This is a genomic window from Brevundimonas sp. AAP58 (assembly GCF_001295975.1).
GTDB lineage: Bacteria > Pseudomonadota > Alphaproteobacteria > Caulobacterales > Caulobacteraceae > Brevundimonas.
In genome coordinates, this window is the sequence record NZ_LJHU01000077.1 from 11228 (window position 1) to 29133 (window position 17906).

Annotated in this window: 11 protein-coding genes; 6 read left to right on the forward strand and 5 right to left on the reverse strand. The window is 67.2% G+C overall.

The genetic code is table 11. The features are described 5' to 3' along the window. The first annotated feature begins 137 nt into the window (after positions 1-137). Positions 138-1055: a WecB/TagA/CpsF family glycosyltransferase gene (locus IP78_RS10790; RefSeq protein WP_054111692.1), complete on the forward strand. Its 918-nt coding sequence runs from the start codon at positions 138-140 to the stop codon at positions 1053-1055. Here IP78_RS10790 and IP78_RS10795 read toward each other — a convergent pair. The 4 genes from IP78_RS10795 to IP78_RS10810 all read right to left on the reverse strand — a co-directional run bounded on the left by IP78_RS10795 (position 998) and on the right by IP78_RS10810 (position 8457). Further along, positions 998-1804 (reverse strand): metallophosphoesterase family protein, encoded by an 807-nt coding sequence (locus tag IP78_RS10795; RefSeq protein WP_054111693.1) that lies wholly within the window; start codon positions 1802-1804, stop codon positions 998-1000. The two genes, IP78_RS10790 and IP78_RS10795, sit on opposite strands and share 58 nt — an antisense overlap. Before the next feature lie 31 nt (positions 1805-1835). Further along, complete coding sequence (locus IP78_RS10800) at positions 1836-4055, reverse strand: glycoside hydrolase family 3 N-terminal domain-containing protein (RefSeq protein ID WP_054111722.1); 2220 nt, start codon at positions 4053-4055, stop codon at positions 1836-1838. A 143-nt stretch (positions 4056-4198) separates the two neighbouring features. Next, the gene (gene gluP / locus IP78_RS10805) at positions 4199-5494 is read right to left on the reverse strand and encodes a glucose/galactose MFS transporter (RefSeq protein WP_054111694.1); all 1296 of its coding nucleotides are present in this window, start codon (positions 5492-5494) and stop codon (positions 4199-4201) included. Between the two features lie 182 nt (positions 5495-5676). Then, positions 5677-8457 carry a TonB-dependent receptor gene (locus IP78_RS10810; protein WP_054111695.1) on the reverse strand — a complete coding sequence of 927 codons (2781 nt, stop codon included), beginning with the start codon at positions 8455-8457 and terminating at the stop codon, positions 5677-5679. A gap of 290 nt (positions 8458-8747) precedes the next feature. Here IP78_RS10810 and IP78_RS10815 point away from each other — a divergent pair, with 290 nt between their 5' ends. Further along, positions 8748-10532, forward strand: a complete 1785-nt coding sequence (locus IP78_RS10815) for an alpha-amylase family glycosyl hydrolase (protein ID WP_054111696.1) — start codon at positions 8748-8750, stop codon at positions 10530-10532. A gap of 55 nt (positions 10533-10587) precedes the next feature. Continuing rightward, positions 10588-12189: an alpha-glucosidase gene (locus IP78_RS10820; protein ID WP_054111697.1), complete on the forward strand. Its 1602-nt coding sequence runs from the start codon at positions 10588-10590 to the stop codon at positions 12187-12189. A gap of 6 nt (positions 12190-12195) precedes the next feature. Here IP78_RS10820 and IP78_RS10825 read toward each other — a convergent pair whose 3' ends face one another. Continuing rightward, positions 12196-13209, reverse strand: coding sequence for a LacI family DNA-binding transcriptional regulator (locus tag IP78_RS10825; RefSeq protein ID WP_054111698.1), 1014 nt, complete (start codon positions 13207-13209; stop codon positions 12196-12198). A 109-nt stretch (positions 13210-13318) separates the two neighbouring features. Here IP78_RS10825 and IP78_RS10830 point away from each other — a divergent pair, with 109 nt between their 5' ends. Genes IP78_RS10830 through IP78_RS10840 form a run of 3 tightly spaced genes read left to right on the forward strand, consistent with a single transcriptional unit; the run spans position 13319 to position 17846 of the window. After that, a complete protein-coding gene (locus IP78_RS10830; RefSeq protein ID WP_054111699.1) occupies positions 13319-15373 on the forward strand; it encodes a glycoside hydrolase family 97 protein in 2055 nt (684 codons plus the stop codon). A gap of 59 nt (positions 15374-15432) precedes the next feature. Then, on the forward strand, positions 15433-16923 hold the full coding sequence (locus IP78_RS10835; protein ID WP_054111723.1) for an MFS transporter: 1491 nt from the start codon (positions 15433-15435) through the stop codon (positions 16921-16923). Next, positions 16920-17846, forward strand: coding sequence for an alpha/beta hydrolase (locus tag IP78_RS10840; protein ID WP_197272439.1), 927 nt, complete (start codon positions 16920-16922; stop codon positions 17844-17846). The genes IP78_RS10835 and IP78_RS10840 overlap by 4 nt, the downstream gene beginning before the upstream one ends. The last annotated feature ends 60 nt before the right edge of the window (positions 17847-17906 follow it).

Here is a 17906-nt window from a genome sequence, read left to right on the forward strand (position 1 = left end):
AAGACCCCTTCCGACCGCGATGACCCGCACGCCATAGCCCAGCGGCACGGGTTCGCAAGCCATGAAATGCGAGTGCTGCCGGTGCGTTAAGCCTGTTCGATTACCGGACCTTGAGGGCAGCCGGGGCAGGGTCAGCCATGGCCGACGCCGCCCACGCCCTGACCGACGCCGCCTTCGCCGACGACCGGCGGGCCGAACCGCGTCGCCCGTTCCGGAGAGCGCGCCGCGCGCGCGAGCGGGTGCAGCTGCTGGGCCAGACCGTCGACCTGGTGCGGCCGGAAGAAGTTCTGCACCACGTCGAGACCTGGATCGCCGAGGGTCGGAAGGCCATCGTCGCCAACCACAATCTGAACTCCCTGGCCCTGCTGCAGAAGCATCCGCAGCTGCAGGGGTTCTTCGACCGGGCCGATCTGGTGGAGGTGGATTCCACCCCCCTGATCCACTTCGCCAAGGCGCTGGGTCTGCACGGGCGAGCGTTTCACCGCTGTACCTATCTGGACTGGCGCGAGCATTTCTGGAGCCTGGCCAACCGCAACGGCTGGCGGGTCATGTATGTCGGCGGCGCGCCCGATGTGGTCGAAACCGCGCGCATCCGGCTGAGCCAACAGCATCCGCGCGCGAACATCGCCGTCCGGGACGGCTATTTCGACGCCACGCCGGGTTCGGCCGAGAACGCGGCGGTGGTCGAGCAGGTCCGCGCCTTCGCCCCCGACATCCTGTTCGTCGGCATGGGCATGCCGCGTCAGGAGCTGTGGATCCTGAACAATCTCGAGGCCCTGCCCAACTGCGTGATCTTCTCGGTCGGTGCCGCCTTCGACTATGAGGCGGGAGCGCAGGCCGAGGCCCCGCGCTGGATGGGGCGGATGGGCGTCGAGTGGCTGTTCCGGCTGGTGCACGACCCGAAGCGGCTGGCGCGGCGCTATCTGATCGAGCCGTGGAGCCTGTCCGGCCTCATCGCCCGGGACATCGTGACAGCGCTTCGGGCGCGATCGGCGCGTCAGACCGATAAGGGTCGGGTCGACAGCGATACCCGCTCGCCGCGCCCCGCCGCCTGAAGCAGCACGCGCGTTTCCCCTTCAAGCCGCACGGCGGACAGGACATTGGTCGCATAGGCACCGGTGTCGACGCCGATCCGGCGCGCGTCCGACACGACCGCGTCCGCCGGGGTGTGGCCGTGGACCACGACCTTTTCGAACGGCGCGGGATGATCGAGGAACTCCTGACGCACCCACATCAGGTCGTCCGGCGACTGGGCGTCCAGCGCCACGCCGGGCCGCGCCCCGGCATGGGCGAAGAAATAGTCTCCGATGGCGACGCTGTGGCCCTGGCGTCGCAGGAAGCGGAGGTGACTGTCCGGCAAGGCCGCCCGCAGCGCCTGGGACGCCTCGACCCAGCCGACCGCATCGCCGCGCATGGCCGGCGGCACGACGCCATAGCTCATCAGGCACTCGCGCCCGCCGTAGTCGCACCAGCCGGGTCCCAGCGACGGATCGTCGAGGAAGGCCTCCATCCGGTCCTCATGGTTGCCGCGAAGGCAGTGGACCTCGAGCGAAGGATCGGCCGCGACCTCAACCACCTGATCCAGCACGCCCCGACTATCCGGGCCGCGATCGACGTGGTCGCCGAGGAAGACCAGAACCCGCCGGGCCGCCACGCTGGCGGCGAGGTCGGCGCGGATCGCCGCGATCAGCGGTCCCGACAGATCCGACCGGCCGTGGATATCGCCGACGGCCCAGACGACGCAATCGTCCGGAGTCCGCGCGGGCCCTTTACGACCAGGCTTCTGAAAAAGGCGCGAGAACATCGGCTCGTCATCGCCCGCCCGCGCGCCAGGTTCAAGCCGGGGTCAGCCTCAGGGTTGCGGGCTCGCCCGTCTGGGCCGAGGCCGACAGCCAGACGTCGAACAGGCCAGGTTCGACCGTCGAGCGACCTTCGGCGCCGATGAACTCCAGTTGCGAGCGGCGCAGGGTGAAGCGAACCGTTCGGGTCTCTCCGGGGCCCAGCGCGACCTTGCGGATGTCGCGCAGCCGGCGCCCCGGCTGGGTCAGGCTGGCCACGCGGTCCCGAATGTAGAGCTGGACCGTTTCCTCCACGGCGCGGCCCCCCGCGTTGGTGACCTCCACCGACAGTTCGACCTCGCCGTTCCAGGACAGTGACGCCTGAGCGGGCGTGACGGTGCCATAGCGGACGTCGCCGTAAGTCAGGCCGTGGCCGAACGGATACAACGCCGTGTTCGTCGTCTCGCGGTAGCGGGCGACGTACTCCTGGCTGGCCAGGCTGTTGTCGGCCGGGCGGCCCGTGGTCTTGTGGTCGTAGCTGTAGGGCTGCTGGCCCGAGCGATGCGGGAAGCTGACCGGCAGGCGGCCGGACGGCGAGGCCTGGCCAAACACCACGTCGGCCACCGCGTGACCCATTTCTCCGCCGAGGAACCAGGTGACGAGGATGGCGTCGGCGTCCTTGACCGCGCCGGACAGCTCCAGGGCCCGGCCGTTGCGCAGCAGAACGACGACAGGCTTGCCGAGCGCAGAAACGGCCTCTGCCAGGGCGCGCTGAGGGGCAGGCACATCGATCTCGGTGCGGGACTGGGCCTCGCCCGACATGCGCGTGCTTTCGCCGAGCGCCAGGACGACGACGTCGGCATCGCGCGCGGCGGCGACCGCGGCGTCGATGCCGCCCTCCAGCGCCGTCTCGACATCCGAGCCCCTGGCTACGGTCAGCAGCGAGGCCTCGGCCATCGCCGCACGGAAACCGGCCTCCAGCGAGATGCGACGGCTCTCGTCGCCCCAGATGGTCCAGGGACCGAAGATATTCTCGACGTCGTCGGCGAAGGGCCCGATCAGGGCGATCTTCTGACCCGATGGCTTCAGCGGCAGGACGCCCTCGTTCTTCAGCAGGACGATCGACTTGACCCCGGCCTCGCGGGCCAGGTCCCGGTGCGCCTGCGAGCCGACGACGATGCGCTCCCGCTCGGGGTCACAGCCGCGATAGGGGTCGTCGAACAGACCCAGGGCCGCCTTGGTCGTCAGGACGCGGCGGACCGCCTCGTCCACGCGGGCCATGGGAACATCGCCCTTCTCGACCAGATCGGGGATGTGCTCCAGGAACAGGCCGGACACCATCGACATGTCGATGCCGGCCATCAGGGCGATGCGGGCGGCGTCCCGGCCGTCCTCGGCGAAGCCGTGGGCGATCAGCTCCTGTTCGGAGGTGTAGTCGGAGACGACGAACCCTTCGAAGCCCCACTCCTCGCGAAGGATTTCGGTCAGCAGATAGCGGTTGCCCGACGCCGGCACGCCGTTCAGGTCGTTGAAGCCGGTCATGACCGACAAGGCCCCGGCCTGGAAGGCGGCCTGGAATGGCGGCAGATAGATGCCGCGCAGGGTCGAGTCCGACATGTCGGTGGTGTTGTAGTCCATCCCACCGGCGGCGGCGGAATAGGCGGCGAAGTGCTTGGGCGTGGCCAGAAGCGCGTCGCGGTCGGCCAGGCCCCGCTCGCCCTGAAAACCGCGCGTACGGGCGGCGGCCAGGACCTCGTTCAGCCAGACATCCTCGCCGGCCCCTTCGACGACCCGCCCCCAGCGCTGGTCGCGGGCCACGTCGACCATGGGGGCGTAGGTCTGGTGCACGCCGGACGCAGCGCCTTCCAGCGCCGCCGCCCGGGCGGTGCGGTAAGCGAGGTCCGGATCGAAGGCGGCGGCTTCGGCCAGCGGGACCGGGAAGACCGTCTTCAGCCCGTGGATGATGTCGGCGGCGAACAGCAGAGGGATGCCCAGCCGGGTCTCCTCGACCGCGATCGTCTGGATGCGGCGGCCGGCCTCAGCACCGATGCCGTTGAACAGATTGCCGACCTTGCCCTCGCGGATCAGGCCGGTGATACGCGCCGGGTCGCCCTGGCCGTCCAGCGGATTGACATCCTGGGGCCGGAACCGGAACGGGTCGCCGACCAGGTTCAGCTGACCCGCCTTCTCGAAGATGGTCATGCGGGCGATAAGCGCCTCGATGCGCTCGGCGTGGGTGGCGACACGGGCGCGAGTCTGGCTTGCGGTCATGAGCATGCTAGCGCCCAGGGCGGCCGCGCCCATCAGGACGCTGCGACGGCAGGGAAGACGAGACACGAATACGCGGACCTCCATACTGGGAGTGTAACCGCTTACAATGCGCGCTCGCGTCTGTCAGCCCGGAGAATCCCTGACGTGCCTCAGTGCCCGCCAGGAGTGCCCGACGCCGCGATGGAATGGGTCTTGGCCCGCGATGCCGCGAGGGCGAAGGCGACCAGGATCAGATAGCCCACCATCGGCACGTAGAAGAGCGGGTTGAGCGTCGCCGAGTTGTCCGCGATCGACCCCGCGATCGGCGGCAGGATGGCTCCGCCAATGATGCCGAAGACCAGCAGGCCCGACGTGGCCGGTACCGGCGCGGTCGACCGCTCCAGCGTCAGGGTGAAGATGGTCGGGAACATGATCGAGTTGAAGAAGCCGATGGCGATGGCCGCATAGGCGGCGGTGGTTCCGCCCGTCTGGGTGACGACCAGACACAGGATCGCCGCGACCGCCGTATTGAAGATCAGGATCGTGCTGGCGCGGATGGACGTCAGCATCAGCAGACCGCCGATCAGGCGTCCGACCATGGCCCCGCCCCAGTAGAAGGCCACCAACTGGCCCGCTTGGGCGATCGGAATATCGAGGATCTCGGGCCGATGCAGGAAATCCGTCATCAGGTCGCCGATGGTCACTTCCGAGCCGACGTAGAAGAAGATGGCGAGCGCGCCGAAGACGGCCCAGGGCGACTTCAGCGCCACCAGGGGTGACATGCGGTCCTCGGCGGTCGGGGCCGGGGCAGCGGCGTTGATGGTCTTGCGCGCCGTGAAGATGAATGCGGCAACGACGGCGAAGAACAGGCCGACGGCGAGGAAGGCGATATCGATGCTGCGCAGCGATTCGGCCCGCACCGCCGGATCGGTGATGACGGCGTCGGCGGCGAACACGCCCCCCGTCAGCAGGATCGGCGCGGCGAGCAGCGGCCCGAGCGTGGTACCCAGCGAGTTGAAGAACTGCGAGAAGTTCAGCCGTGCGTGGGAGCTCTTCTGGGGACCGAGAGCGGCCACCAGAGGATTGGCGCCGACCTGCAGGAGGGTCACGCCCGACGCAATGACGAACAGGGCGATCAGCACGCCCGGATACCAATCGACGATCGTGGCGATGGGCACGATCAGACAGCCTGCGACCATAGTCACAAGGGCGAAGATGATGGCGCGGCTGTAGCCCAGCCGCGCCAGCAGGGCCGCAGCCGGGATCGAGGCGATGCCATAGGCAATGAACCAGGCGAAGGTCGTCAGCGTCGCCTCGGCATAGGATAGCTCGAAGACCCGGCGCACGGCGGCGATCAGCGGGCCGATCAGCGACGTCACGAAACCCCAGGCGAAGAACAGCGTCGTCACATAGGCGAAGGCAAGGCCCGTGCCCTTGGGTGGCGCGGCGGCGGTTTCGGTCGTCATGGTTGGCGGCCTCTGATGGGATCGGGCGGCGTCAGCCCGCAAACGGTTACGGATCAAGGAGTCGCGCGGTTCGCGCGTCGCGTCCAGACAGAAAAATGGCCGCGCGGAGCGGATCCGCGCGGCCAGGTTGCCTCAGGAGGAGGCGGCCGCCCCTCGGGGGGATGGGCGGCCAAGGTCGATCATCAGTAGCGGTAGTTGATGCCGAACAGGAACGTCCGGCCATACTGCTGGAAGTCGATCGTCTGGCGCTCGTCGCCGTTCTGGAACGTCTTGAACGGCTCGTCGGTCAGGTTGTTGACCTGGAACAGGACGCTGGCCCCTTCCAGGATCCCAGACTGGAACTCATAGCCGATCTGGGCGTCGACGATGTTCTCCGCCGCGACCGAGCGCAGGGTGCGGCCGTTGCCGAAGCCGGCGACCTCGCCCAGGAAGTCGGAGCGATAGCGGTTGGACGCACGCAGCTGCCAGCCGTTGTTCTCGTAGTAGACGGTCAGGTTGGCGACCGTTTCCGACAGGCCGGGAAGAGCGGTGGCGTTCTGGCCGTCCGGCTTGATCTCGGAGGACGTCTGCGAAATCGACAACTGGGCCCCGAAGCCTTCCAGCGACGGGTGGAAGATGTCGAACGGCGTGGACACCGCGAACTCGACCCCCGAAATGTAGCCGCCCTGACCATTATCCGGGGCCGAGACGACACCCTGGTTGATCACCGGAACGATCCCGCCTGTCGGATAACCGGTGAAATCGAAGATCTGGTTCCGGTTGAAGACGAAGGTCTCCAGGTCCTTGTAGAAGCCAGCCAGCGAGACGTAGCCGCGGCGATCCGCGAAGTATTTCTCGAACGACAGGTCGACCACATTGGCCGTGGTGGGACGCAGGTCGGGGTTGCCGCCGCCCCCGCTCCAGGGCGAGTTCACATCCGGCGTGGCACCGGGGATGTTGAAGGTGTTGTTGAAGCCGAAGTTGCGCGAGGCGCGCATGTCGTCCATGCGCGACCGGGCCAGCGTCCGGGCCAGCGCGAAGCGGGCAAAGAAGTCCGGCTGCATCTCCAGGATCAGGTTCACCGCCGGGAGGATTTCGTCGTACTCGGCCCCACCACTGACGGGGACGGACGCCGTGCTGGCCCCGGTGCCCGACGCCGCGAAGCCGTTCGAGCTCTGGTCGGTGCGCACATACTGGACGCCGATGTTTCCGAGCAGGGGCATGGAGCCCAGCATGTGGTCGATCCCCAGCTGGACGTAGCCGGTGTCCACCCTCTCCGTCACAGACCAGTTGCCCGACAGGACGTCAGCATTGGGGTTGCGCACGAGGTTGTAGAATCCGGAGTTCACCAGGCCCAGGGCGTCATAGCTGAGCACCCCGCCAAGGCCGAGATAGGTCAACTGGGTCGCCGGCAGCAGGAAGGCCGTGGGGACCATAGGCGACCCGCCCCCCGGAATGCCGAGGAAGAACTGGTCGTTGACGAAGGTCTTCTCGCGCTCGGAGATGTTGACCCCGACCGTCAGGCGGCTGAAGGGCGTTTCGTCGCCGAAGTCATAGCGCGTCTCGAGGCGGACCGCGTTGATCTCGTCCTCGATCGAGGGGTTGTTGAGATAGCCGTCCTGGCCGCCGGGAATGATGTCCCCGCCCCAGCCCTGAGGGCTGGTCAGGCGGATCAGGTTCGGATCGGCGTAGTTGAGCTGGCTGGTGAAGCGCGGCACGCCATCGTCGTTGATGGTGAAGCCAAGCGTATCGAGCGCGCCAGCAACATCGCGTCCCGTGCCCGCGTAGGTCTCCAGCACCACGTCCGTCCGCTCGACCCGCGACATGTTCAGGTCGGCCATGAAGGACCAGTTGTCGGTCGCGTTGAACACCGTGTTCCAGCCCACCGACAGGATCTCGCTGTCGCGGGTGTTCACGTCGTTGCGCAGAACGCCCTTGACGTTGGAGAACGACCCGGCCGTGACGAACCCGTCCTCGGTCGTATTGATGGTCAGGACGGGGCCCGGTCGGCAGGTCGGGGTCTGGACCTGTGGCGTGCCACACGCTCCTGAAGACCCACCCCAGGCCAGAGGGAACTCGATCCCGCGCAGGATCTGGGTGTTCTGGAACTCGGAATAGAAGGCGTCGACCGTGGTGTGGAAGCGGTCGTTCGGACGGAACTCCAGGGTTCCCATGAAGCCGTCGCGCTCAAGCTCCGACGACATGACGTAGGGCTTGGTGCCGCCGATGACGAAGGCCCCGTTGGACGCGTTGGGATAGCCCCAGGCGTTGAAGCGCTCGGACTGATAGGGGCTTTCGATGTGGGCATAGCCCAGAGCGATGCCCAGGGTGCCATCGAGGAACTGGTCGATGTAGGAGACCGAGTAACGGACGCCCTCATCGGTCGAACCGGCGTTCAGGGCGCCGATGTCGTTCAGCTCGTAGCGAACATTGGCCGCGAGCGCCTGGCGTCCAAAGGCCAGCGGCCGGACGGTCTGCAGATCGACGGTGCCGCCCAGACCCTGGCCGATCAGCTGGGCGTCCGGCGTCTTGTAGACGGTCACGCCGCTCAGCAGTTCCGACGGATACTGGTCGAACTCAACGCCGCGGTTGTCGCCGGTGGTGACCTGCTCGCGGCCGTTCAGGAGGGCGGTGGTGTAGTCAGGGCCCAGGCCCCGCACCGAGATCAGCTGCCCCCGGCCGTCCAGACGCTGGACCGTCAGACCAGGCAGCCGCGCCAGCGATTCGGCGATCGACACGTCCGGCAGCTTGCCGATGTCCTCGGCGGTGATGACCTCGACGATCGAGGTGTTGCGGGCCTTGGCCGCGATCGAGCTCTGGATCGCCGCGCGAATGCCGGTGACGATGATCTCGTCAACTTCGGTCGCGTCCTCGTCCTGCGGCGCGGTCTGGGCGTGGGCGGCGCCGGCAAAAGCCAGAGCGGCGAGGACGCCGATGGCGCCTCCCGACAGCAGGCGGGCGCGCGTGTTGGTGCGATGGCTCATTCTCTTCCTCCCTGCGGACGTCTCGCGTTTCTATCGAACCGATCCCGTCCCGCTTCGCAAATCTATGCAAAGTTTGCGCGTCCTTGCAAGCCCGTAATCAACCTGTCGGAAATGCGTCATGCCGTCCCGGAGGCGATATCGCCCGTTATTGCGGCGCACCATGTCCACAAGTCCTGAGTCACAGCCGCATCGTTGCAGGATTGACACGGGGAAACATCGCTGCAAAATCTTGCAAAGAGACCGGTTTGCCACGTCGCGTCCGGCCGGGAGTGAAGCAAGGGAGGGCGTCCATGGGCGCGAGGAGACGCGGCATCCTGGCGATGCTGGCTGCGGCGACCGCCCTGTCAGCACCGGCGGCCCTGGCCCAGGCGGATGCCACCTACAGACAGCGCCTGCCCCAGGACGAGGTGATCTACTTCCTGCTGCCCGACCGCTTCGCCAACGGCGACACCTCCAACGACACGGGCGGAATACCGGGCGGACGGCTGAACCATGGTTTCGATCCGACCGACGCCGGTTTTTACCAGGGCGGCGACCTTGTCGGCCTGATGCAGCAGCTGGACTACATCCAGGGCCTGGGCGCCACCGCCATCTGGGTCGCGCCGATCTTCAAGAACAAGCCGGTTCAGGGCGAGCCGGGCCGGGAGTTCTCGGGCGCGCACGGCTACTGGGCGACCGACTTCACCCGGGTCGATCCTCACTTCGGCGAGAATGACGACATGGCGGCCCTGGTCGAAGCCGCCCATGCGCGCGGCATGAAGGTCTACATGGACATCGTCGCCAACCACACGGCCGACGTGATCCGATACCGGGAATGCCCGGCCAACGATTGCGCCTACCGCAGCCGGGCCGACTATCCCTACACCCGGCGCGGCGGGGTGGACGGCGAGCCGATCAACGACGGATTTGACGGGACCAATTTCGAGCGCCTGACACGGCCGGATTATGCCTACACGCCCTACATCCCTGAGGGCGAGGAGACGGTGAAGGTCCCGGCCTGGCTGAACGACCCGATCTACTATCACAACCGGGGCGACACGACGTTTCGCAACGAGAGCTCGACGGACGGCGACTTCGCGGGCCTCGACGACCTGATGACCGAGCACCCGCGCGTCATCGAAGGGATGATCGAGATCTTTGGCGACTGGATCGATCGCTACAAGGTCGATGGCTTCCGCATCGACACGGCCAAGCATGTGAATCCGGAGTTCTGGCAGGCCTTCGTCCCGGCCATGCTGGAACGGGCCGAAGCCAACGGCATCCCGAACTTTCATATCTTCGGCGAGGTCTATGACGTCGATCCGGCCCAGCTGGCCCGCTACACCCGGGTCGATCGCTATCCGACCGTTCTGGACTTCGGCTTCCAGTCGACGGTGACGGAGATCGTGGCGCGCGATGCGGCGCCCGACACCCTGGCGCGGTTGTTCTCCACCGACGTGCTCTACGAGGGCGGGGAGGCGGCGGCGCTGGCTCTGCCGACCTTCCTCGGCAACCATGACATGGGCCGAATCGGCAACTTCATCCTGATGTCGAGGCCCGACATCTCGGACGAGGAGTTGCTGGCGCGCACGACGCTGGCCCACGCCTTCCTCATGTTCAGCCGGGGGGTGCCGACGATCTACTACGGCGACGAACAGGGATTCACGGGCGACGGCGGCTATGGCGGGGCTCGGCAGACGCTCTTTCCTACACAGGTCGCCAGCTACGCCGACGACCGGATCATCGGCGGAGCCCAGGCCCCCTATTCCACCGAAGCACCGCTCTATCGCGCGATCTCGGAAATGGCGCGGCTGCGCGCGGCGGACCCACGCCTGCGCCGGGGCCTTCAGACCGTGCGGTTCGCAGCCGAGGAACCGGGCCTGTTCGCCGTCACGCGCCGCATCGACGGCGAGGCGGGAGAGACCCTGATCGTCTACAACACGTCGACCTCCGAGATTTCCGCCAACATCGAGGTGGACGCCGCCTCGGTCGCATGGTCCTCGTCTCGCGGTGCCTGCCCGACGGCAGCGACCGCCCCCGCCAGCGTCCGGGTCACCGTGCCCGCGCTCGATTTCATCCTGTGCCGATCCGAGTAGGTGTGCGTTGACGCTAGAAGCCCTGAGCCCCCGAACGCACAGCCTACCCATCGCGGTGGCCGAGCCCCGCCGCGAGTGGTGGCGCGGGGCGGTGATCTATCAGGTCTATCCCCGCAGCTTCGCCGACACCAACGGTGACGGAATTGGCGACCTACCGGGCGTGACCGAGCATCTGGAGCACATCGCCTCGCTGGGCGTGGACGGGGTCTGGCTATCGCCCTTCTTCACCTCGCCCATGAAGGACTTCGGCTACGACGTCGCCGATTACCTCGGCATCGATCCAATCTTCGGCACGATGGATGACTTCGACCGGCTGGTGGAAAAGGCCCACCGACTGGGCCTGAAGGTCATCATCGACCAGGTCTATTCGCACACCTCGGACCTGCACGCCTGGTTCCAGGAAAGTCGCCAGGACAAGTCCAATCCCAAGGCGGACTGGTACGTCTGGGCCGATCCCAAGCCGGACGGCACGCCGCCCTCGAACTGGCAGTCGGTGTTCGGCGGCCCGGCCTGGACCTGGGACGCGCGCCGGCACCAGTACTACATGCACAACTTCCTGAAGGAGCAGCCGCAGCTCAACGTCAGGAACCCGGAGGTGCAGGAGGCCCTGCTGTCGGTCGCGCGGTTCTGGCTGGATCGGGGGGTGGATGGCTTCCGCTGCGACGCGCTGAACTTCTCGATGCACGACCCGGCGCTGACCGATAATCCGCCCGTCTTGACGCCTGGCAAGCGGACGCGGCCATTCGACTATCAGCACCACTTCTTCAACCAGTCGCACGAGGACATCCCCGCCTTCCTGACACGCCTGAGACAGGTGGCTGACAGCTATGGCGACGACCGCTTCCTGGTCGCCGAGGTCGGCGGCGAGCGGGCCAATGAGGAAATGAAGCTCTACACCCAGGGGCCGGACCGGCTGCATTCGGCCTATGGGTTCCTCTATCTCTACGCCGACCGGCTGACGACCGACCTTGTCGACCGGGGCCCCGCCATGTGGCCGGGCGGACCAGGTGAAGGCTGGCCGTCCTGGACCTTCTCCAACCACGACGCGCCGCGCGCCTTGTCACGCTGGGTCGAGGGCCGCGACGAGAAGGCCTTCGCCGAGATGGCGCTGCTGCTGCTCATGACGCTGCGCGGCAACGTCTTCGTCTATCAGGGCGAGGAGCTGGGACTGCCCCAGGCCAAGGTGCCGTTCGAGCGGCTGGTCGATCCCGAAGCCATCATCAACTGGCCCGAGACCCTGGGGCGCGACGGGGCGCGCACACCCATGCCGTGGAAGGCCGACAACGGCTTCGCGGGCTTCTCGGAGGCCGAGCCCTGGCTGCCGGTCGATCCGCGCCACCGGGCGCTGGCCGTGGCTGAGCAGGAGAAGGATCCCTCGGCGACCCTACATCTGGCGCGCCGTCTGATCGCGCTCAGGAAGGCTCATCCGGCCCTGCGGACTGGATCGATGACCATGCTGGATTCGCCCGATCACCTGCTGCTGTTCACGCGGCAGGAATGGGATGAGAACCTGCTCTGCGCCTTCAACATTGGCCACGATCCGATCGCCTGGCGTCCGCCCGCGGGCTGGGGCGTGGTTCAGGCAGTCAACTGTTCCGACCCGTGGCCAGGCGAGTTGCCACCGCTGGCCGGGCTGGTCCTGAGCGAGCCCCGCTGAATGACCTCAACCGCCGCAGGTCTCGCGCACGATCAGGTCGGTGGGGATGCGCTCGGAGCGCCCTCCACCCTCCCCGGCGTGGTCCAGCAGCTTGGACACCATCAGCCGGCCGGCTTTCATCGTGTCCTGGGCGATGGTCGAAAGTGCCGGGCGCGAGTAGCGGCTGAACGGCACATTGTCGAAGCCGATGACGGAGACATCGTCGGGCACGCGTTTGCCGCCATGCAGCAGGGCGCGCACGGCCCCCAGCGCGATCAGGTCCGACGCGCAGACAATACCGTCGAAATCGAGCCCGCGCCGCAGCATGGAATCGACCGCTCCCTCGGCGCTCTCGACCTCGAAGTGAGCGGGAAGGATCAGGTCCGGGTCGACGCCCAGACCGGCCGCGTCGAGAGCCTCGACATAGCCGCGCTGGCGCTGCATGGCCTCGGGCGGATCGAGGTCGCCAAGGAAGACGATGCGCTTGCGGCCCAGGCGCGCCAGATGGGCCGTCGCGCGGCGGCCGCCGCTGACATTGTCCGAGCCGATGGAGCAGTAGACCTGATCCGGGAGTTCGGCGCCCCAGACCACGAAGCGTCCGTCGGTCTCGGCCATGCGGTTGAAGGCAGAGTGCAGGGTCGACTGGCCCAGGAAGATCACGCCGTCCGCTCGGTTGGTGGTCATGGCGGCGTTCAGGTCGTCGAGGTTCTGGGGCGAGACGTGGCTCAGAACGATGTCGCAGCCGCGCTCGCGGGCGGCCTCGCCGACCCCAGCCAGAAGTTCCAGAAAGAACGGGTCGCTGAGTCGACCCTCCCGGCCCTGCGGACGCGGTGTCACCACGGCGATGGTGCCAGACGCCCCGATGGGGCCGGCCGGCATGTAGCGGCGAAACGGATAGTCGTGCTCGCGCGCCAGCTTCCAGATCTTCTGCTTGGTGCGGTCGTTGACGGCGGGATGGTCATTGAGCGCCCGCGACGCGGTCGAGATGGACACTCCGGCCAGGGCCGCGATGTCCTCAAGGCGGGTCGACCGGCGGCTCACCGGATCACCAGTGCAAATTTTGCTGCAAAACACGTCATCGGCGCATCTGCCCACCGGGCGAGGCGCTTGGCAAGAGCTTCGCTATAGAAGCCCCCAGGGAGTGAACACCATGCGTAGTCTGTTGATGATCCTCGCCTTCCTGGCCTTGGCCTTGCCCTCGGTCGCACAGGAACGGCCGTTGGCGTCGGTGACCTCCCCGAATGGCGCACTGGTTGTCAGCGTCACAACAGACGGCGACGGTCGCCCCAGTTATGCCGTGAGCCGCCTGGGCCGCCCGGTGATCGAACCCTCACGGCTGGGCTTCATCCTGACCGACGCGCCCAAGCTGGAGCGCGGCCTGGAGCTGACCGCGCGGCCACCCACCGATCATGACGACACCTGGGAGCAGCCATGGGGCGAGCGGCGCGAAATCCGCAATCATTACCGTGAGCTGCGCGTCACCTTCACCGAGCGCGCCGACCTGCGCCGGACGTTCGACGTCGTCTTCCGCGTCTATGACGATGGCCTGGGCTTCCGCTACGAGTTTCCCGAGCAGGATGCCTTGCGCACCGTCCGCATCGGTTCGGAGCTGACCGAGTTCAACATCGCTGAGGACGGCGAGGCCTGGTGGATCCCCGCCTGGGAATGGAACCGCGAGGAATACCTCTATCACCGCACGCCCATCGAGGGCGCGGGGACGACGCAGACGCCCATGACGATGCGGCTCGATTCCGGCCTGCACGTCTCGATCCATGAAGCGGCGCTGGTGGACTATTCCGGCATGAACCTGCGCCGGTCAGAGGGCCGCCGCTTCGTCGCGGCCCTGACCCCCGGATTCACGAATGCGGCGGTCGAGAGGGACGCCCCCTTCCCCACCCCGTGGCGGACGCTGCAGATCACCGACACGGCCGGAGCGCTGGTCGAATCCAGCCTGATCCTGAACCTGAACGAGCCCAATGCCCTGGGCGACGTCAGCTGGGTCCAGCCGATGAAGTACGTCGGCGTCTGGTGGGAAATGCATCTGGACACCAAAACCTGGGCCTCGGGCCCGCGTCACGGCGCGACCAATGAGAATATCCGGCGTCACATCGACTTCGCCGCCGAGCACGGCTTCGGCGGGGTGCTGGTCGAGGGCTGGAACGTTGGCTGGGACGGCAACTGGTTTGGCAACGGCTGGGACTATTCCTTCACCCAGCCCTATCCGGACGTCGATCTGGAAGGCTTGGCCGCCTATGCCCGCGAGCGCGGCGTACAGATCATCGGCCACCATGAGACCGGCGGTAACGCCTACCACTACGAGCAGCAGATGGAGGCCGGCTTCGACCTCTATGAGCGCCTCGGCATCGGGGCAGTGAAGACCGGCTACGTCGCCGACGCCGGCGGGGCGAGAGTCACCGGGCCTGACGGCCAGCCGACCTTCGCCTGGCACGAAAGCCAGGCCATGGCGCGTCACCACCTCGCCGTGGCCCTGGAAGCCGCCGAGCGTCGAATCTCCGTCAATCCGCACGAGCCCTTCAAGGACACGGGCCTGCGCCGCACCTGGCCCAACATGGTCACCCGCGAAGGCGCGCGCGGCATGGAGTTCAGCGCCTGGGGCCAGCCGGGCAATCCGCCCGAGCACGAGGTCAATCTGATCTTCACGCGCCTGCTGGCCGGGCCGATGGACTATACGCCGGGCATCTTCGGCATGGAGACGCGCAGCCCGGACGGCATCGCCACGACGTGGGCCAAGCAGCTGGCGCTGTATGTCACCATCTACAGCCCGCTGCAGATGGCGGCCGACCTGCTGGACAACTACGAGGCCAACCCCGGGCCGTTCCAGTTCATCAAGGACGTGGCGGTGGACTGGGACGAGACCCGCGTCCTGAATGGCGAGATCGGCGACTACGTCACCATTGCACGGCGCGAGCGCGATGGGCGGGAGTGGTTCCTGGGCTCCATCACCGACGAGCATCCGCGGGTGCTGTCGGCGGACCTGAACTTCCTCGAGCCCGGCGTGCGCTATCGCGCAGAAATCTATCGCGATGGGCCGAACGCCGACTGGCGCGACGGCAACGGCCGCAGCCGTACCGACATCGTCATCGAGCAGCGCGAGGTCACCTCGGCCGAGACCCTGACGCTCGTGCTCGCTCCCGGCGGCGGCCAGGCCATCCGCTTCGTGCCGCTGGGGAGGGCGCGGCGTTGACCCTGTCCGCGACCTTTCCCAGCGTGCGGCCGCGCCTGACGCGGCTGGCCATCTGGAACATGTGCGTCGGCTTTTTCGGCATCCAGATCGGCTTCGGCCTGCAGAACGCCAACACCAGCCGCATCTTCCAGACGCTGGGCGCCGAGGTCGACAGCCTGGCTATCCTGTGGATCGCCGCGCCCCTGACCGGCCTGATCGTCCAGCCGATCATCGGCCATTTCAGCGACAAGACCTGGGGGCCGCTGGGACGGCGGCGGCCCTATTTCCTGTTCGGCGCGGTCGCCACGACCATCGCCCTGGTCTTCATGCCCAATGCCCCCGTCCTCTGGATGGCAGCGGCGACGCTTTGGATCATGGACGCGGCGATCAACGTCACCATGGAGCCGTTCCGCGCCTTCGTCGGCGACAACTTGCCCGAGGAACAGCGGGCCACGGGCTATGCGATGCAGAGCTTCTTCATCGGCACGGGCGCGGTCTTCGCCTCCTGTCTGCCGTGGGTGCTGACGCAGATCGGGGTGGCCAATACCGCGCCGGAAGGCATCGTGCCGGACAGCGTGCGGATCAGCTTCTACGTGGGCGCAGCCTTCATGCTGACGGCCGTGCTGTGGACCGTCTTCTCGACGAAGGAATACAGCCCCGAACAGATCGACGCCTTCGAAGGTGCTCGCACCGCACCCCTGGCCCATGAGGCGATGCGTCCCGCCTCGCGCTATCTGTCGGGCGGTATGCTGTGGCTGATCGCCGGCGCGCTCGCCTTCCTCGCTGTCTGGTTCGTGCGCGACCAGGCCGCCGCCCTGCCCGCCGAGATCGAGGACTGGCGCAAGGCCGTCGGCAAGGAGCTTTATGTCCTGGCTGGTTTCGTCGCGGGCTTCGGCGCGTTGCAGCTGATCGTCGCCGCCTTGCGCCGCGCCGCCAAATCCAATGGTCTGACCGAAGTGCTCGACGACATGTTCGGCATGCCCGAGACCATGCGCGGGCTGGCGGTCGTTCAGTTCTTTAGCTGGTTCGCCCTGTTCGCCATGTGGATCTACACCACCGCAGCCGTGACCGCCGTCCACTTCGGGTCTTCGGACACGACCTCGGCGGCCTACAACGAGGGCGCGGACTGGGTCGGCGTGCTGTTCGGCGTCTACAACGGCGTCGCGGCCCTGGTGGCGTTCGGCCTGCCGGTTCTAGCGCGCCGCATCGGCAAGCGCGGCACCCATGCGGTGGCGCTCGCTATGGGCGGGATCGGCCTGATCGGCATCTTCCTGATCCGCGATCCACAGATGCTGTGGCTGCCGATGGTCGGGGTGGGCATCGCCTGGGCGTCGATCGTCTCGATGCCCTACGCCATTCTGTCCAGCGCCGTGCCGGGCCGGAAGATGGGCGTCTACATGGGGGTGTTCAACATCTTCATCGTGGTGCCCCAGCTGGTGGCCGCCACCCTTCTGGGCCTGATGCTGAACGCCCTGTTCCAGTCCCAGGCGATCTGGGCGCTAGTCGTCGGCGGGATCAGCTTCTTCATCGCCGCGGCCATGAGCCTGAGGGTCAAGGAGGTGAAGGCGTGAACCGGCGCGACCTGTTGGCGACCCTCGCCGCCCTGCCTTTCGCCGGCTCGGCGCTCGCCCAAACGGGCGCGATCGCAGGCGGTCGACTGGTCGAGTACGAGGCCGTCGCCTCGGCGCATCTCGGACCCCGGAATGTCACCGTCTGGCTTCCGCCCGGCTATGACGCGGGCCCCGACCGCCATCCCGTCCTCTACATGCACGACGGCCAGAACCTGTTCGATCCAGCCCGCGCGGCATTCGGCGAATGGGGCGTGGACGAGCATCTGGTGCGGCTGATCGAGACCGGTCAGGTGCGCGCGCCCATCGTCGTCGGCGTCTGGAACACGCCGCTGCGCCTGCGCGAATATGTGCCCGCCGACCTGATCGACGCCCTGCCGGTCGAGGTCCGCGACAGCCTGATGCCGATGTACGGCGGCCCGCCCCTGTCCGACGCCTATCTGCGGTTCCTGGTCGAGGAGCTGAAGCCCCGCATCGACGCCGAATACCGCACCCTGCCCGGCCGGGACGACACGATGTTGATGGGAAGCAGCATGGGCGGATTGATTTCTCTCTACGCCATGATGAAGCATCCGAACGTCTTCGGAGCCGCCGGCTGCCTGTCGACCCACTGGCCCTTGCGTCTGGAGCGGCTGGAGGGCGATGCGCTCAACACCTGGCGTGAGGCGGTGGTCCAGGCCTGGTCCGACGTCATCCGGCGCGGTCTACCCGACCCGGCGACCCACCGCCTCTACATGGACCGGGGCGACGAGACGCTGGATCAGTTCTACGCCTTCTTTCAGTCGCGCATCGACGCGGTGATCCGCGACGCTGGCTGGGGCCCCGACCGGTTCAAGACGCTAGTCTTCCCGACCGCCGAACACAACGAGAAGAGCTGGAACAGCCGCCTCGACGTGCCCCTGACCTTCCTTCTTCCCGCTGCCTGAGAGTGACCGCCATGCGTAGACTGACCTCGATCCTGATGGCCGGATCGGCCGCTCTGGCGC